Consider the following 16052-nt stretch of genomic DNA (forward strand, 5'->3'; position numbering starts at 1 on the left):
GTGCGCCTCCTCAGCCCGAACGGGTCGAAGTAATAACTCGATCTCTTATCCATAATTGACGTTAAATTAATGACTCATCGGGAGCTAAGTATGGTAACGAAGTTTGAAGCGCTTTGTAGAAGTCTAGATATAAAATCCCCTCCAGCAGCTCAAGACTTGGATAAATTAATTAATTGGTGTGAGCATACAGTAAGTACCGATCTCCATTTTGAGGGAACGCTTCAAGAACGCTTTGAGGCTTATCAAGATTTGGCAACAGGTTTTCTTGAGCACATTAAACCAAATACGCAAACCGATAATTTGACTTTTCCAGTACCTGCTTTAAAAGGAATGACTTCGTTACAATTTATCGTAGATTTTGGACTCGATATCTATTTGAAAACACTAAACCCATCTGCTAAACAAATAAATACTAAAGTAAATGGCATTACATTACTCCAATTGGCAGCTGCACGAGGACATTATCATACGACAGAAATTTTATTATCATTAGGAGCGAATCCACAGGAAAAAAATACAAAAGGCGAGCCTCTTCTATTTTCTATTTTAATGCTTCCTATACAACATAATGAAAGAATGAAAAAAAATAAGCAGTTGATTTTTACGCTACTGAATCGCTCTTCCGAAAATATTTTAAAGGAAAGAAATCAATCTAATGATACAATTTTGCACATTATGGCCATATATGGCTATGACAAGCTGGTTGAACAAGTACTCACACAGCCTCAAACAAAAGAACTTGCCTTTGTCTCTAATAATTTAGGTCATTATCCTATTCATGCAGCCATTTTAAATGCACAACATCAGTGTGCCAAATTATTGCTCTATATTGATGGAGTGGAACAATTAACCGATGCAAAAGGACGTAATGCACTGCATTATGCTGCTCGATATAGTGACGTTGATATGATGAAAATATGTCTTCGAACCTGTCCCAAAGATTCAGTTGATAAACACCGCCAAACACCATTAATCTTGGCATCTATTGCAAATAACATGAATGCAGTTCAAGAACTGCTTCACCATGGCGCAGAAATTAATAAAACAGACATGGAACATAGAAGTGCATTACATTATGCGGTTGAAGCAAATCATTTAAATATTGTCAAATTATTACTCGAATGTGCCAATATCGACGTAAATCTGAGCGATGATTATTACCAGACCCCGCTTGATTTAGTAAAACAAAATACCTCGAAAGGCGCCATGATTCATCAATTACTCATTAATCATGGAGCCCACCCTCATAGAGCAGAACACAACAAACCTTAATACTCACGAAAGATAATAGAAGATGTATCAATAGGCTCTTTTGCAATTGTGTTATACAAGCCTGATTCAAATTCTAATAGGTTTTCTTCAGCACTTGTGACATCTAATTGTTCTTCACTTTCTTCCAGCTTAAGATGAGGTTCAATCGCTGCAAAAACACTTTCCTGAGAATTATCAGTGCTCTTTACATTTTCTACCTCTGTTAACGGATCCGAGAACTGAAGTGGAGAAGTTAATTCTATATCTGGTTTCGACTTCAGCTCACTTATCTTATCTTGTCGCGCTGACTCTTCTTTAGTGTTCATAAAGGATCTAATTAGATCGGCTTCTATAGGATGAGCTAGTTTTGGTATATTATTTTTTTTCTCTTCCCTACGTTTAAAATAATAAAACGTGATACTACTTGCACCTGTTGCAATAAGTAACACAATAATTAAAGGCCACAAGTTAAAGAACATACTGTTAAAAAGACGAAGGCTACTCTGTCCAGCTATTCGTTCTTGTATCAACATTTGCATTTGCTTATGTAGCGATGCAATTATCTTATCGCGTACATCCAACTGCTTCTGCAATCTTTGGTTTTGTGTTTGTAATAAGCTTAATTGTTCTGTTAATAAAACATTAGATTTTTGTAAAGACTCTATTGCCGCGGTTGTAAGCGATATTTCTGCATTTAAAGTCCTGCTTTGTTCGTAGCTTATTTGTTTTTGATTTTCCAAGGACGGTAATAAGCTTACTGAGGTAAACTCAGATTGAGTCTGATTCGGTCCAGCAAGAGCCAAACCTGAAAGTTTTGGTACCGGAGGAATTTGTGAATACTCAATAGGAGGATTTATATTGGATGTTTGTCCTATTATGTAAGGTGGTGATAATACATGATTAATCGACGTTTTTTCATTCCATGCTTTATCATGGGCCATCACTTCAACTGTCGCTAAATCAGCAGGAACCTTAACAAATCCTTGATCCGATGGAATTTTCAGACGAACTCCAACCTTTAATCCGTTTAAATTGCCATCAGTAAATGCATCTGGATTAGCACCAACAATTGCCAGAACGATTTGTGGTAAAATTGCATTAGAAGTTTTATATCTTTGTGCGATTTGCCATACATTTTCTTGGGCAACTGTAGGACCATAGGCTTCGTTCTTTTTGTTATGAATCTTCTTATTGGATGAAACAACAGTGTTTGGATGGTAATTAGAGGGTTGTCGTTGAGAGGTCAAGCCACCTTGGGCAGTTGTACTGGTTAGTTTATAATCTGGGGGATCCAATAATACCGTATAAACTTTATAGATTTTTCCTTTAGACCAAGCTAAATCAATAATAAGCTGTAAATAGGGTTCAGTCATTCGTTCTGTCGAGTAAATAACTATTATAAATTTCCCGAGCTTATTTTGTTTAATTTCAAAAAAAAGTGAATCCACTACTCCAGACCGTTCTACTCCAAGGCTTTGATAACTTTGCGGATCAGCGATACCTACGCGAATATTCGATAAAGAAACCCCATGCACATTGAGTAAATTAACTTCCGCGACAAAAGGCTGCCTCAGGACAGATTTTACTTTCATTTCTCCTAAACCAAGGGCATGAACATAGACTGGCAGGATAAATGCAAATAAGGCTAAATATAAAACATTTTTTTTCACTCAAGAGCTCCACATCCTTTGGAGTTGAACGAGACTAGGACTTAATATGGAAAAGCTAACATTATTTGTTAATTGATTCAAGTAATTAGCTCTTATTGAAGCAACTTCGCAATACATTCGAGTACCGCCATTCTGAACAACAGGGGGAGTATAGGATCAACAATTTATTTGCTCACGCCAGTAAAACGCTATTGCATTACCCCAATCGCTAATTCATAATTAGCGCCTCGCTTTTCTCATAGGTAATTATGTCAGCATTTTTAATTGATGGAAAAGTTGTCGCTTCTCTACGTCGAAATGAATTAAAAAAGCAAGTGCAAGATCACATAGAAAAAGGTCATCGCGCACCTGGCCTTGCTGTTGTTCTTATTGGCAATGATCCCGCTTCAACAGTTTATGTAGCTAATAAACGAAAAGCTTGTGCTGAAGTAGGTATAGTCTCTCATTCCTATGATTTACCTGAAGAAACAACGCAAGATGCATTAATTAATCTGATTGATCAATTAAATAGTTCTGATCAAATTGATGGTATTCTCATCCAATTACCTTTGCCAGCACATATTAATGAGAGAGCAATAATTGAACGCATCAAACCAGAAAAAGATGTTGATGGTTTTCATCCCTACAATTTAGGTCGGCTTGCACAACGTAATCCGTTATTACGTCCATGCACTCCGCTTGGCATCATAAATTTATTAAAGCACTATCAGCTTGAAGTAAAAAGAAAACATGCACTTGTTATTGGTGCATCAAATATAGTCGGCCGTCCCATGAGTCTGGAATTGCTCTTGGCAGGGGCAACTGTAACCATTGCTCACAAATTTACCCAACAACTCGAAAAACTAGTACGTATTGCGGATTTAGTAATTGTAGCAACGGGAAAAATGGATGTTATTGACACCGAATGGCTTAGTAAGAATCAAATAATCATCGATGTCGGCATACATCGATTAGCAGATGGCAGTATTAGAGGAGATGTTGATTTTACACGGGCAGTAAATAAGGTTTCTTGGATAACTCCTGTTCCCGGTGGAGTTGGGCCAATGACTATAGTGACATTACTTGAAAACACCCTAAAATCCGCTACAGGAATTTTAACCGACGTACCTAACTGATTTCCATTCTTCTGTAGCCCGGATTAAGCAAAGCCATAATCCATGGGAAGGCGTGGTACAAAACTCTCAGATTACGACTGTCTAATCTGGGCTACATGTACTATTTCAATCTTTAGGTACGCAGTAAAGCCATCTGATGCCAAATAAAGAATTATTTATCTAGGACATCCCAATCAAAATCACCGCTTAACTCATCGAAATCATCCTTAAATTCTTCTTTTAAACGTTTGCGTTCAAGCTTTTCTTCAAGCATACGTCTGACGTTCTTTCGATGACTTATAGATTCAACATCATCATCATAGTTATAATCAGAGAATGATGGGTCATCATAATCTTCGTGAAGTTCCATAACTTTCCCCTTTTATACTCTCTTAAAAAGAGTATAGTAGACAATTTAAAAAATGTTTTAGGAACTCTATGCTTAGTTATCAACACGGATATCATGCAGGCAACTTTGCTGATGTCATCAAACATTTAACCTTAACGCGACTTCTGTGTTATTTAACTCTAAAAGATAAACCATTATTTTATCTTGAAACTCATTCCGGAAAAGGTTTATATGACTTAAAAAACAAACAAGCTGAAAAAACAAAAGAATACCAGCACGGAATTCAACTACTTTGCTCTAATAAACAGCCTCTAAACCCTCTTTTCCAAGATTATCTCGCTCTTGTGAGCCAACTTAACCCTACAAATACATTAAGGTATTATCCAGGTTCACCCTACTTAGCTATTAATATGCTACGCATACAAGATAGAATGTATTTTTGTGAGTTGCATCCAAGAGAATTTGAGGCCCTTACTCAATTACCTCGTTTTAATAAAAAAGTGCATTTCAGTAAAAGTGATGGCTTAGCAGCAATGAAAGCGCTGCTTCCACCACCAGAAAAGCGAGGATTAATTTTTATTGATCCCTCTTTTGAAATAAAAGAAGAATATAAAGAAATTCCTATTGCCTTGAAACAAGCCTGGTCGCGTTTTTCTACAGGAGTTTATTGTCTTTGGTATCCTCTTGTGGATAAAAAATTAACCGATAAGTTAAACAGAAGTATGAAAGATATCAATATAAAAAATACCTTACATATTGAATTTAGCTTAACAGCAGCTCCTACTAATGGCATGTACGGTTGTGGTTTATGGATTATTAATCCACCATTTACGTTAGCCGAAGAAATGAAATCTGTATTAACTACTCTTAAGAGCTATTTTAATCCAGAGAGTTTTTTCTCTATTATGGAAACCAATTGATGAAACTAATTCCTATTTCTGCTTTTTTTGATAATTATATTTGGGCAATTATTGATGAAGAATCAGGGGTCTTTGATTGTGTTGATCCTGGTGATGCAGAACCCGTATTACAATTTGCACACTCAAGCCACCTCAAGCTACGTACTATTTTATTAACTCATCATCACCATGATCATATTGGTGGTGTAGGTGAACTCATTAAAGCCAATCCTTCTTGTACGGTTTATGGTCCTAAAGATCCACGAATTCCCTATGTAAACAATCCGGTAGAAGAACATCAAACCATTCAAGTAGGAGACTGTATTTTCAATATATTATTTAATCCGGGTCATACCTCCACCCATATTAGCTATTATGAAACCCAACACCAATGGTTATTTTGTGGCGATACACTTTTTTCAGCGGGTTGCGGACGAGTATTCGACGGTACATTAGAACAATTACATCAATCTTTACATCTTTTTCAAAAATTACCCACAACTACAAAAATATTCTGCGCGCATGAATACACACAACAAAATTTGCGCTTTGCACAAACGGTGGAACCTCACAACTTGTCGGTACAAAAACATTTGCAAGAAATACAAGACTCTTCATCCTCTTGCACGCTCCCCTCTACTTTAGAATTAGAACAAGCAATTAATCCATTTTTACGCACTGATAAACCAGAGGTACAACAGTACGCATTAAAACATGGTGCAAAATCGCTTAACTCAATAGAAATATTCCGAATATTACGAGAAGAAAAAAACTCATTTAAGTAAGTGCTAATATCCTTATAATTTTTCTATTAAAGAAAATATTTTTCCAAAGCAATCGTTGCCATCACCTTAATCTTTTGAATTCAAAAATAATGCGATGAAAAATAAAATTTTGTTCCTCAATTAAAGCTCGATATTTAAAGGCGTAGTGGTTACTTGTATCATATAGGAGTAATTTAATCCCTTATGAGTTAATTGAATACAACCAGGGTTTAATCCCAAAGTAAATTTTAGTAAACTGATGAGTCATTGTATCCATAGGTAAATTCTATTGAAATTTAACTTTTTCACCATAAAAGTTTTGTTATTCTACACACTCATTTTTTTGGGTATTACTTGTGGATCCATAGCACACACAGCACCCAATGTATGGGAAGTATTACGATATGAATTTACTTTAAACCATGAAACTTCTCGAGTTGAAGTACAAGATCAAATCCAATGGTTTATAGCTCATCCCGGTTTTATTACCAAAGTATGTCGTCAATCAGAACCTTATATTTATCATATTATTAACGAAGTTAAGAAAAAAAAATTGCCTGGTGAGTTAGCACTGTTACCTATGATTGAAAGTGCATTCGATCCTTTTGCCTATTCTGTAGCTGGTGCAGCTGGATTATGGCAATTAATGCCCCTTACTGGCAAAGATTTAGGATTAACCCAAGATTGGTGGTTTGATGGAAGACGAAGTATTAGCTCGTCTACGGATGCAGCACTTAATTACTTACTTTATCTCAATAATTTTTTCAGTGGCGATTGGATATTAGCAATAGCTGCTTATGATGCGGGAGCAGGAACAATCGATCGCGCCATAAAAGCAATACCAAAGTCAGGAAATGCGGTAAGCTTTTGGGAATTATCCGTTCCTCGCGAAACCCAAATTTATGTCCCTCGTTTACTTGCATTAGCAGAAATCATCAGCAATCCCAGCCGATATAAATTAGTGCTTCCAGAAATTGCTTATCTTCCTTATTTCGAGGAGGTAAATATAGGGAGTCCTATTGATTTAAACCATGCAGCAAAAATGGCAGGGATGAGTTATAAAGAGCTCATTAAGCTAAATCCTGGATTTAATCGCTGGACCACAGCTCCTAATAAGCCTTTTAAATTGCTCATTCCCACCGAAAAAGTACAACAATTTTATTTCAATCTTGCTAATCTTCCGGAACAAAAACGTGTCAGCTGGGAAATGTATCAAGTTCAACCCGGGGATAGCTTAGATAACATTGCAATGAAATATCACACCACAGTAAATTTTATAAAACAATTAAATCAACTCACTACAAACCATTTAAAACCAAATCAATCTATTCTAATTCCAAGCACTAAAAATACTCCTATTGTTGTTAAAGAACCAACAGCAACAATCCTCCCACTCAAACATCAAATGCTCGCTTCAAGAGAGCATCGTATCATTCACATTGTACAAGAGAATGACAACTATAATACCTTAGTTAGAACCTATGGTATTAGCGCGCAGCAAATACAAATATGGAATAAAATAACAAACAATCAGCCTTTATATAAAGGCCAACAATTAATTATCTTTAAAAAAATAAACCAACCCACTTATTATATGGTGAAAAAAGGCGACAGCCTCCGGGATATTGCTCAAAAACACCAAACTCAAATTGAACGCCTGTTAGCACTTAACCCGGGCCTTACAAGGAATGCGTCCTTATACCTTGGGCAAAAAATATTTATTGGTTAAAAATTACCACATCACCAGATTTTGAATATTATACTTCTTCATTTTCGCGGCAGCGAAAATCCATTTCTATAGGAACATTATGCCTTCATCAACAACTCAGATTCTTCTTAATCGCTCCTTAAGATTAGTATGGTAATCTTCTTATAAATTGAAATGCTAACGTTCATTCCTGCTATGAAATGGAAACTATAGAGCTTGACTTAATAAAATGTATGTTTATCTTTAGTAATGAGGATCATGAAAATAATTGGAATCTAGCAACTCATAACGTTGCAAACTGATTTCTTTAATAATAATTAAAAGCGTGAATGAGAGCACAAAAACTTGTGTTATACTCAAAGTAACATACTTTTTATATTAAGATAATATGAAATTACTCTTTGATTTTTTTCCTATAGTTTTATTTTTTATTGTATACAAATTTTTCGGCATCTATACCGCTACTGCCGTTGCGATGATCGCCTCTGTAAGTCAGGTAGCTTTTTATAGATTAAAATTTCAGCATTATGAAAAAATGCATTTAATCAGTTTAGCCATAATTATGATCCTAGGAGGAGCAACTCTCTTTTTCCATAATCCTTGGTTCATTAAATTAAAACCAACAGGGATTTATTGGCTCTCCGCATTAGTCTTTTTTGGTTCAGGGTATATAGGTGGTAAGCCTTTGATTCAAAAAATGATGGAAACTAATGTGACATTGCCTAAAAGAATATGGCAACGATTAAATACAGCTTGGGCATTATTTTTTCTTTTAATGGGCGCTGTCAATATTTATGTAGCGTATAACTTTAATACTGATGCCTGGGTTAACTTTAAATTATTTGGTGGGGTTGGTCTGACCCTGCTTTTTGTATTAATTCAAGCTTTTTATCTTACAAAGCACATGGATGGAACTGAACTTGAGAAACAGTAGGAGCGAGAATGAGACTATTGCTGGTTGAAGATGATGAACTACTTGGCGACGCTGTAAAAACTGGATTAACCCAGTTTGGTTATATTGTTGATTGGCTTAAAGATGGTGAAGCTGCCCGAGCCGCTTTAAAATCTGAGTCCTTCGAACTCATTATTCTCGATTTGGGATTACCTAAACTATCTGGACTTGCTTTACTGCAAAGTATTCGTAATGATGGGAATCCTACTCCTGTTATTATTTTAACAGCCCGAGAGTCTGTAGAAGATCGTGTGAAAGGCTTAGACAGTGGAGCTGACGACTATCTAGTGAAACCTTTTGACTTAAATGAACTAAGCGCCAGAATTAGGGCTCTGGTGAGGCGCTCACAAGGTCGTGCTGATGCTGTGTTACAATATCGAAACATTACTCTAGATCCAGCCGCACACTCTGTATTTGTTGATGATGTGTTAGTCAATGTCCCACGTAGAGAGTTCGCCCTATTACAAAAACTTCTGGAAAACAGCGGCCAGGTTTTATCTCGCGAGCAATTGATGCAAAGTATTTATGGTTGGGAAGAAGATGTAGATAGTAATGCATTAGAAGTTCATATTCATAACTTACGCAAAAAACTAAATGCTAATTTTATTCGAACAATAAGAGGTGTTGGATATATGGCAGAAAAAAATGATGGTATTATTGTATCGTGAAATCGTCTATACGTAAGTTTCTCCTTATAAATCTTTTATTGGCCATTACCATAACGACCACCTTAACTGCTATAGGAAACTATTATCTTGATCAAAAAGATATTCAGGATCACCTAGATACTTTAATGGCTGTTTCCGCACTATCTTATCAGGCTCTACTCGGTGATGATCTCCATCAACGTCCTCTTACCAAAATTCAAGATGCACTTGAAACAATTCCACAGAAAATTGATACCTTCTATAAAAAACGATTTTTAAATGATGAACCTCCAGAAAATTATCTCGACAAATTTAATTTTCAAGTTTGGACTAATGGGGGAAAATTGTTACTTCATTCATCAACAGCCCCCAAAATTCCATTAGCTTCCGAAATTGATGGCTTTAGTGACAAAAAAATATCCAATCAAGATTGGCGTGTATTCACTACTTATAATGATAAAGCAGGCATACGAACAGTACTTGCGGAACGTTATGATACCCGTAATGAACTAGGACATAGAATTGCTCAAGACGATCTTTATATTATGCTTTTGACTTTTCCATTATCTGGTCTATTGATTTGGATAATTATTGGTCGAGGATTAGATAGTTTGGATAAAGTAGCAGAAGAAGTAGCAAACCGAGCACCTACTCATCTTGAGCCCGTTGATCTGCATGAAGTACCTGAGGAAATTAAACCTGTCATTGATGAGTTGAATAAATTATTTTTTAGACTTAAAGAAGGATTTGAGCGAGAAAAACGTTTTGCAGCTGATGCAGCACATGAATTACGTACTCCTCTTGCGGCACTTAAAACACAAGCACAAGTTGCTTTGCATTCCAATGATATAGAAGAAAAAAATCAAGCATTACAAAAGCTTATTGCCAGTGTTAATCGAAGTACTCATATAGTACAACAGCTTCTAACCATGAGCAGGCTTGTTCCTGAAGCGGCTCACATGGATGAGAAAGATGAGGTAAATTTAAGCAGATTAACTCGAGAGATACTTGCGATGCTCGCACCAGCAGCAGTGGAAAAACAAATTGATCTTGAGTTCGAAAGTAATACTGAAAATCTAACTGTTTATGGGAATTCAACCGCATTAGGTATATTGATTCGTAATCTTGTAGATAACTCCATCCGTTACTGCAATGAACACGGACGCATTTTAGTACGTCTCTCAAAGCTTCAAAATGAAGTAATGCTCGAAGTAAGTGATAATGGTCCAGGAATTCCAGCGGAATTACAATCTCGTGTCTTTGAACGCTTTTTCCGTGTCTTGGGAAATAAAAGTCCAGGAAGTGGTCTTGGTTTGGCAATTGTTCAACAAATTGCTGAACTACACGGCGGCAGATTATTTTTAGACACCCCTAAAGAAGGTACAGGACTCATTGTACGATTCTTTTTACCTATCCAGGAAAATAGCTAATTATAAAAACATTCTTTCGTGCTGATAAAAAAATCATTGTTTTAGTTTCTATGTTTGCTTATTAACACATCACAACTCTCAAAAATTCGTGTTTTTTGAATTATCCCTATTCGCACTCTATGCCCTTAATTGATTGTTAACAATAACATATTTGTCTTTCTCATATGATATATAAAAACAATCAATTGGATTCATAATACCCTTAATGGTTAAAATTTATACACAAATAACGATTAAATTAAAACCTTTGCAAATAATTTCATTGGGTTAAAGCAAGACAGCATAAATTAGCAATTTGCGTGCCAAAACCTCATGATGAAGTGATTCTTCAATGCAGTCGAGAGGTCCTATTTTTAATCCTAAAATACGTGAGGCACAATGATTAAACTAATCTCTTTTTTATTCGCTCTAGCAATAGCTACTCATTCTCCAACTTCTGACACGCCCACAAATATAGAACAAAAGGTAAGTATCCCCTTTGAGCAGATAGTGTTAGAAAAATTAAGTCAGTCAGCTCCGAAGTTAAATAAAGTGGTTATTAAGCTTGCTTTAAGGGCCTATAAAAAAGCCTTTGTTCAAGGTAAAGTTAAAAATCCCATGCTAACCATCATCGACTTTTCTGTTCCATCCAACCAACGTCGTATGTGGATTTTTGATATGCAAACATACACATTAGTACTTAAAACTTATGTTGCTCATGGTCGAAATTCAGGCAAAGGCGCTGTACCCTATAAATTTTCTAACGATATGTGGAGCAAAGAATCCAGTCTTGGAACCTATATTACTGAAGGTACTTACGTAGGACATAAAGGTTATTCGTTAAATCTCAAAGGATTAGAGGAAAATTTAAACTCTAATGCCCACGATCGGCGGGTTGTAGTGCATGGAGCTTGGTATGTTGAGCCTTCCTTTATCAAAAAAGCAGGTCGTGCTGGTTGTTCATGGGGCTGTCCTGCAATTGCTGCAAGTCTAGCAAAACTTATTATCAATACCATTAAAAACGGCTCAGTAATATTCGCTTACTACCCAGATAGCTACTTTCTAAGTCACTCTAAATATGCGCTTTTAGAGTGAGCTTTGAGAAATTTTGTATTGGGAGCTATGTAGTCTTGAAAATCAAAACAAAGTTCAATCAGATGATTTTTTATTTCGCTCAGGCTCCTTATTATCGCGCCGCTAACACTTGTAAAGCCTCCCGAATTAACTGTTCACAACTTTTTAAGCCATCATTAACCTTATTCACTGCTTTCAAAGCCTCTTGAGGCTTATATCCCAACACTTCCAAAGCGCTCACTGCTTCATCCTGGCCACTTATCCTGTAATCCGATTTTAACGACTCAGAGGCAGACCCAGAAAATTGTTTTAGGCTATCACGCATTTCTACTACCAATCGTTCTGCTGTTTTCTTACCTATGCCCGGTAATTTCATTAAAAAAACAGCATTTTCCTGTTGAATGCATTGAATGAATTCATTAGGAGTAATACTAGAAAGAATGGACATAGCAAGTTTTGGACCTACCCCATTTACTTTAATTAATGCTCTAAATAACTCTCTTTCTTGGCGCTCTAAAAAACCATATAAAAGTAAAGCATCTTCTCGAACAATAGTATGTATATGCAAACCTACTGAGCCATTTAGAGCATCTAATTTAAAAAAAGTATTTAATGAGGTTTCCACATCATATCCAACTCCATGGACATTAAGAACTAACTTTCCTGGCTGATGTTTATCAACAATGTGCCCATCCAACCAACCTATCATCTTTTCCTTCTCCTTAATCCTCGCCTACCGATCACAGTTGATAAATGATGACGCATATGGCTATGACAAATTGCTATGGCTAATGCATCTGCAGCATCTTTTTGGGGAGCTTTATTTAGCGCAAGCAAACTTACTACCATATGACTTACCTGGACTTTTTCCGCTGCACCATAACCTACTACTGTTTGTTTGATTTCTCGCGCAGAATACTCACTAACTCGAACACGGTGTGACGCTGCTGCAACCATAGCAACACCCCGTGCATGCCCCAGCTTTAAGGCAGAGTTAGGATTTTCATGCATAAATACTTGTTCGATGGCCACTTCTTCAGGCGAATAATGATCCATTAATTGACAAATTCCATCATAAATTTGTAACAATTTTTGACTCAACTCACCATCTGGAGTAGTGCGAATACACCCACTATCAATGTATTCAATTTTACGGTCTGATTCTTTTATTAAACCATAACCTGTAATCCTTGAACCAGGATCTATCCCTAAAATAATAGTCATTAATTCATTGCGTCTAATAATGTTTCTGAAAACTCGGCATTACTGTATACTTCTTGTACATCATCCAAGTCTTCGAGCATATCTATTAATTTCAGTAAACTTTGTGCTGACTCATCATCAATAGGTACTAAAGTTTGGGCACGCATGGTTAAATGAGATTGTTCAATTTTCAATCCCGCATCTGATAAAGCATTTAATACACTATGATACGCCTCTACAGGTGTAATCACCTCAATCTGTCCCTCTTCAACAGAAACATCATTTGCTCCAGCATCAATAGCAATTTCCATTACTTGTTCTTCAGACTGACCCGGCTCCATAAGGATTTCGCCTTGATTTGTAAAAAGATAGGACACTGAACCATCTGTACCTAAGTTACCTCCATGCTTTGTGAATGCATGACGGACATCAGATACAGTTCTATTTTTATTGTCAGACAAACAATCTACAAGAACAGCAATACCGCCAGGACCATAGCCTTCATAACGCATAGCAACCATTGTCTCTCCATCAAGCCCCCCAACGCCACGTTTAATCGCGTTATCAATGGTATCACGCTTCATATTCGCATTAAGCGCTTTTTTTACAGCATCTCTTAATCTCGGATTTGATGATTCATCTCCCCCATTAAGACGAGCCGCAACGGTAATCTCTCGAATTAATTTAGTGAATATTTTTCCTCGTTTAGCATCTTGCACTCCTTTGCGGAATTTAATATTCGCCCATTTACTGTGACCAGCCATACAATACCTCAAAACCTGATTTCAACCTGTCTAAATTATACATATTCTTTTGTTAAAAAGAATAACCGAAGCTGTTTTGGTCTCGACATTTTAAGCTTTTTTAGACTATAGTAGCCACCAGTTATTATTTTTTAAGTCATTGTGGTCTAAATGAAGAAAAGTCATACTTTGGAAAAACTTTCCTAAGTAACTGTCTCATCACCATCAATAAGCCATAAACTCTAAAGGAGAGCAACAGTGTATTTGCAAGGATTTGGTAATTATCATCAAACTGAAGCAGTTCCAGGTGCCTTACCCATTAGTCAAAACTCACCTCAACACTGTAATTTAGGTCTTTATGCAGAGCAGCTAAGTGGCACAGCTTTTACTCGCCCAAGGCATAATAATTTACGCAGCTGGCTTTACCGTATACTGCCATCTGTAGTACAAGGAACATATCATCCTTATGAAGTAGAACTCTTTAAACCTTATCATGCAGAGCAATCTCCCAATCCATTGCGCTGGTCACCTCTTAATTTATTCAAAGAAGAAAACTTTGACTTTGTGGAAGGCCTATTCCATTTAGCAGGAACTCCTCTAGTCAATGCGTACCTCTATCAATGCACTCGCTCTATGCATGACAAATACTTTGCTAATAACGATGGAGAAATGCTCTTTGTCCCCTACATGGGTGAAGTAAATCTACACACTGAGTTTGGCAAATTAAATGTGTGTCCAGGAATGATTGCCGTTATTCCTCGTGGTGTTAAATTCAAAATGGAGCTCCTTAGCCCAGAAGCAAAGGGTTATCTTTGTGAAAATAGCGGAAGTCCCCTCACGTTACCTCAACTCGGAGTCATTGGCGCGAATGGCTTAGCTCACCCTAGACATTTTCAGTATCCGGTCGCTGCATTTGAACAAAATCAAGCGAACGTTACGCTTATTTGCAAATATCAAAATAAATTATGGACCGCAAAATGCGATCATTCTCCACTTAATGTAGTGGCTTGGCATGGTAATTACGCCCCTTACTGTTATGATTTAAGCTTATTTAACACAATTAATACAGTAAGTTTCGATCATCCTGATCCTAGTATTTTTACAGTATTATCTTCAGAAAGCGATACACCAGGTGTAGCCAATTTAGATTTTGTTATTTTTCCTCCTCGATGGATGGTCGCTGAACATACGTTTAGACCTCCTTATTATCACCGTAATTACATGAATGAATTAATGGGTCTTGTACATGGTGAATATGATGCCAAAAAAGAAGGATTCTCACCAGGCGGCGTTAGCATTCATAATTGCATGACGCCCCATGGACCTGATCACACAAGCTATGAAAAAGCCGTAGCACAAACACTAGAGCCCGAAGCTTATTTGAATACATTAGCCTTTATGTTTGAAACAAGAGATATATGGCAAGTCACTGAACAAGCAATGCGTATCCCGGAACGGCAGAAAAATTATGCTGATTGCTGGCAAGGAATTAAACCGGGATTTAGTATGGATTAAAAGATCGTTATCTTTTTAAAGACAAATAGAATTCCTGTGCTTCATCCAGGAGCTTTAGATGTGGCCTATGAAGTACAGCGTAGTCCGGATGACCATGAGCGCAGCGAGCTCCTTAACTTAACGTGAATTTCGGATAAAAAATCTATTTAGATCAAAGTCTCTCTCTGAAGCCGTTCAAGCTGAGAAGACATTTATGCCTCTCGAAGCCTGAGCACAGAACTTGAAAATTCATGCTAAGGCTTCGAGACAACGCTATGCGCTTCCTCAACCCGAACAATTCGACATAAAGCCACGTTTCACTTATACGAAACTCACTTTAACTTATCGCTTAAGCAAATGCTTTAAACCCTTTATTTAATGCACAGTCCACTTGAAAAGTATCTATTTTTTGGTAATTAGTAGCATTCATTATCGTATTCTTTATAGAGACTTTGCCGTCGGAATTAATATTATATTTAATATATTCAAATGTGGGATTACCGTTTACTGTAGGATTATCCAAAGTAAAGTGTCTGTCTGAGGCAGTAATCCGATTATTATTAATCACCATAAATGCATTAGGTTTCACTGAACCTACAATTGGACTCGCAGGAAATTTATCAGAAGTACATTCTTGAAGGTCCATGACCAAAGTAATTTCTTTTCCTTGGGCGACTGCATCAGCGATATCAGCAAATGTTGTTAATTGTTCCGCATAAGTGATTGATGAAAATAAAGCTAAAGCGGATAAAGTGATTTTTTGCATTACAGCGACTCCTTTTTACTGTGTTTTTA

The 16052-nt window shown here is 36.7% G+C and carries 16 protein-coding genes; 10 read left to right on the top strand and 6 right to left on the bottom strand.

The window, feature by feature from the left end; genetic code table 11:
• The first annotated feature begins 90 nt into the window (after positions 1-90).
• A complete protein-coding gene (locus tag DYH34_RS11930; protein WP_058465630.1) occupies positions 91-1272 on the top strand; it encodes an ankyrin repeat domain-containing protein in 1182 nt (393 codons plus the stop codon).
• On the opposite strand, the gene DYH34_RS11935 is transcribed toward DYH34_RS11930, so the two are convergent.
• Entirely contained in the window at positions 1269-2921 is a 1653-nt protein-coding gene (locus tag DYH34_RS11935) for a type IV pilus assembly protein FimV (protein ID WP_083502786.1), read from the bottom strand. The two genes, DYH34_RS11930 and DYH34_RS11935, sit on opposite strands and share 4 nt — an antisense overlap.
• A gap of 248 nt (positions 2922-3169) precedes the next feature.
• Here DYH34_RS11935 and folD point away from each other — a divergent pair, with 248 nt between their 5' ends.
• Positions 3170-4036: a bifunctional methylenetetrahydrofolate dehydrogenase/methenyltetrahydrofolate cyclohydrolase FolD gene (gene folD / locus DYH34_RS11940; protein WP_058465629.1), complete on the top strand. Its 867-nt coding sequence runs from the start codon at positions 3170-3172 to the stop codon at positions 4034-4036.
• A 151-nt stretch (positions 4037-4187) separates the two neighbouring features.
• Here the strand turns inward: folD and DYH34_RS11945 are convergent, their stop codons facing one another.
• Positions 4188-4385: a PA3496 family putative envelope integrity protein gene (locus DYH34_RS11945; protein ID WP_058465628.1), complete on the bottom strand. Its 198-nt coding sequence runs from the start codon at positions 4383-4385 to the stop codon at positions 4188-4190.
• A 68-nt stretch (positions 4386-4453) separates the two neighbouring features.
• On the opposite strand from DYH34_RS11945, the gene DYH34_RS11950 reads away from it, so the two are divergent.
• From DYH34_RS11950 to DYH34_RS11980, 7 genes are all read left to right on the top strand, one after another.
• Positions 4454-5284, top strand: a complete 831-nt coding sequence (locus DYH34_RS11950; protein ID WP_058465627.1) for a 23S rRNA (adenine(2030)-N(6))-methyltransferase RlmJ — start codon at positions 4454-4456, stop codon at positions 5282-5284.
• Positions 5284-6048: a hydroxyacylglutathione hydrolase gene (gloB, locus tag DYH34_RS11955; RefSeq protein WP_058465626.1), complete on the top strand. Its 765-nt coding sequence runs from the start codon at positions 5284-5286 to the stop codon at positions 6046-6048. The genes DYH34_RS11950 and gloB overlap by 1 nt, the downstream gene beginning before the upstream one ends.
• A gap of 268 nt (positions 6049-6316) precedes the next feature.
• Positions 6317-7756, top strand: coding sequence for a lytic transglycosylase (locus tag DYH34_RS11960; RefSeq protein WP_058465625.1), 1440 nt, complete (start codon positions 6317-6319; stop codon positions 7754-7756).
• 367 nt (positions 7757-8123) lie between these two features.
• Positions 8124-8669 (top strand): septation protein A, encoded by a 546-nt coding sequence (locus DYH34_RS11965; protein WP_058465624.1) that lies wholly within the window; start codon positions 8124-8126, stop codon positions 8667-8669.
• Positions 8670-8677: 8 nt separating this feature from the next.
• Positions 8678-9355, top strand: a complete 678-nt coding sequence (locus DYH34_RS11970) for a response regulator (protein ID WP_003632139.1) — start codon at positions 8678-8680, stop codon at positions 9353-9355.
• The gene (locus DYH34_RS11975) at positions 9352-10764 is read left to right on the top strand and encodes an ATP-binding protein (protein WP_058465623.1); all 1413 of its coding nucleotides are present in this window, start codon (positions 9352-9354) and stop codon (positions 10762-10764) included. The genes DYH34_RS11970 and DYH34_RS11975 overlap by 4 nt, the downstream gene beginning before the upstream one ends.
• 378 nt (positions 10765-11142) lie before the next feature.
• The gene (locus DYH34_RS11980) at positions 11143-11838 is read left to right on the top strand and encodes a murein L,D-transpeptidase catalytic domain family protein (RefSeq protein ID WP_058465622.1); all 696 of its coding nucleotides are present in this window, start codon (positions 11143-11145) and stop codon (positions 11836-11838) included.
• A gap of 91 nt (positions 11839-11929) precedes the next feature.
• Here the strand turns inward: DYH34_RS11980 and ruvA are convergent, their stop codons facing one another.
• Genes ruvA through DYH34_RS11995 form a run of 3 tightly spaced genes read right to left on the bottom strand, consistent with a single transcriptional unit; the run spans position 11930 to position 13784 of the window.
• Entirely contained in the window at positions 11930-12526 is a 597-nt protein-coding gene (ruvA, locus tag DYH34_RS11985) for a Holliday junction branch migration protein RuvA (RefSeq protein WP_058465621.1), read from the bottom strand.
• A complete protein-coding gene (gene ruvC / locus DYH34_RS11990) occupies positions 12523-13041 on the bottom strand; it encodes a crossover junction endodeoxyribonuclease RuvC (protein ID WP_058465620.1) in 519 nt (172 codons plus the stop codon). The genes ruvA and ruvC overlap by 4 nt, the downstream gene beginning before the upstream one ends.
• On the bottom strand, positions 13041-13784 hold the full coding sequence (locus tag DYH34_RS11995; RefSeq protein WP_058465619.1) for a YebC/PmpR family DNA-binding transcriptional regulator: 744 nt from the start codon (positions 13782-13784) through the stop codon (positions 13041-13043). Before DYH34_RS11995 ends, ruvC begins: the two co-directional genes overlap by 1 nt.
• Positions 13785-14021: 237 nt before the next feature.
• Here DYH34_RS11995 and hmgA point away from each other — a divergent pair, with 237 nt between their 5' ends.
• Entirely contained in the window at positions 14022-15278 is a 1257-nt protein-coding gene (gene hmgA, locus DYH34_RS12000) for a homogentisate 1,2-dioxygenase (RefSeq protein ID WP_058465618.1), read from the top strand.
• Between the two features lie 328 nt (positions 15279-15606).
• Here the strand turns inward: hmgA and DYH34_RS12005 are convergent, their stop codons facing one another.
• Complete coding sequence (locus DYH34_RS12005) at positions 15607-16023, bottom strand: VirK family protein (RefSeq protein ID WP_058465617.1); 417 nt, start codon at positions 16021-16023, stop codon at positions 15607-15609.
• Positions 16024-16052 lie beyond the last annotated feature (29 nt).

Origin of the sequence: Legionella cincinnatiensis, from assembly GCF_900452415.1 — a bacterium.
In the GTDB taxonomy this organism is placed as follows: domain Bacteria; phylum Pseudomonadota; class Gammaproteobacteria; order Legionellales; family Legionellaceae; genus Legionella; species Legionella cincinnatiensis.

What these genes read in the sequence shown, in the direction of transcription:
- DYH34_RS11930 (WP_058465630.1), top strand. Translation starts at nt 91, where the DNA reads ATGGTAACGAAGTTTGAAGCGCTTTGTAGAAGTCTAGATATAAAATCC.
- folD (WP_058465629.1), top strand. Translation starts at nt 3,170, where the DNA reads ATGTCAGCATTTTTAATTGATGGAAAAGTTGTCGCTTCTCTACGTCGA.
- DYH34_RS11945 (WP_058465628.1), bottom strand. Translation starts at nt 4,385, where the DNA reads ATGGAACTTCACGAAGATTATGATGACCCATCATTCTCTGATTATAAC.
- DYH34_RS11950 (WP_058465627.1), top strand. Translation starts at nt 4,454, where the DNA reads ATGCTTAGTTATCAACACGGATATCATGCAGGCAACTTTGCTGATGTC.
- gloB (WP_058465626.1), top strand. Translation starts at nt 5,284, where the DNA reads ATGAAACTAATTCCTATTTCTGCTTTTTTTGATAATTATATTTGGGCA.
- DYH34_RS11965 (WP_058465624.1), top strand. Translation starts at nt 8,124, where the DNA reads ATGAAATTACTCTTTGATTTTTTTCCTATAGTTTTATTTTTTATTGTA.
- DYH34_RS11970 (WP_003632139.1), top strand. Translation starts at nt 8,678, where the DNA reads ATGAGACTATTGCTGGTTGAAGATGATGAACTACTTGGCGACGCTGTA.
- DYH34_RS11980 (WP_058465622.1), top strand. Translation starts at nt 11,143, where the DNA reads ATGATTAAACTAATCTCTTTTTTATTCGCTCTAGCAATAGCTACTCAT.
- ruvA (WP_058465621.1), bottom strand. Translation starts at nt 12,526, where the DNA reads ATGATAGGTTGGTTGGATGGGCACATTGTTGATAAACATCAGCCAGGA.
- ruvC (WP_058465620.1), bottom strand. Translation starts at nt 13,041, where the DNA reads ATGACTATTATTTTAGGGATAGATCCTGGTTCAAGGATTACAGGTTAT.
- DYH34_RS11995 (WP_058465619.1), bottom strand. Translation starts at nt 13,784, where the DNA reads ATGGCTGGTCACAGTAAATGGGCGAATATTAAATTCCGCAAAGGAGTG.
- DYH34_RS12005 (WP_058465617.1), bottom strand. Translation starts at nt 16,023, where the DNA reads ATGCAAAAAATCACTTTATCCGCTTTAGCTTTATTTTCATCAATCACT.